This window comes from Alcanivorax sp. HI0044 (assembly GCF_001634945.1).
Genome location: NZ_LWEZ01000052.1, coordinates 1 through 917, shown reverse-complemented (window position 1 = coordinate 917; position 917 = coordinate 1). Strand labels below are relative to the sequence as shown.

Below are 917 nucleotides of genomic sequence, written 5' to 3'. Positions count from 1 at the left end.
AAACAACCGCGGCGGCTTCAACGTCAGGGTTTGTAGGTCGGATTAGCCTGAAAGGCGTCATCCGACATTATCAGGAAAAGCTATTCAACCGCGCTGGCGGTTTTCGCCACCATTGTCGGCAATTCACGGCTAGGCGCACTTTTGGGCGCCTCGACGCTCACTCCGCTCGGCTCGTACCCATTCACATAGCTGCGCAGCAAAGCCCGCAGGGCATCCCTGTCGGCGCGACTTAGCGCCTTGCGGAAGGCTTCAAGAGCGAAAGAGATTTCATCCCATTCCAGCTTTTCTTCATGGGCCTGCATGATCATCTCGTGCTCGGTACGCNTACTGCAATCACCGATCAGCAGCTCTTCATAGAGCTTTTCACCCGGCCGCAGGCCGGAAAAAGCAATCTCGATATCACCGTCCGGGCTCTTCTCATCCCGCACGGACATGCCCATCAAATGCACCATGGTCCGCGCCAGGTCCACAATGCGCACTGGCTCGCCCATATCCAGCACAAAGACTTCACCGCCCTGGGCCATGGCACCCGCCTGGATCACCAGTTGGGAAGCTTCCGGAATGGTCATGAAATAGCGAATCACATCAGGGTGAGTCACGGTGACCGGCCCGCCTTTTTGAATCTGGTCACGAAACAGGGGCACCACCGAACCGGACGAGCCGAGAACATTGCCAAATCGCACCATGGAGAACACCGTCTCCGAGCCCCGCGCGGCAATGGCCTGAAGCACCAGTTCCGCAAAACGCTTGGTGGCCCCCATCACATTGGTAGGGCGCACCGCCTTATCCGTCGACACCAGAATAAAGTGCTTAACCTGGGCGGCTTCTGCACCCAGTGCCGCTTCCAGCGTGCCCAGAATGTTATTGCGCACGCCAGCAGACGGGTTGGCTTCTACAATCGGCACATGCTTGTAGGC

Annotated in this window: 1 protein-coding gene; it reads right to left on the bottom strand. The window is 57.9% G+C overall.

What is annotated here, in order from left to right; genetic code table 11:
* Positions 1-80: 80 nt before the first annotated feature.
* Positions 81-917 (bottom strand): polysaccharide biosynthesis protein (locus A3730_RS00610; RefSeq protein ID WP_197477204.1); only part of this gene is annotated, 837 nt, incomplete at its 5' end.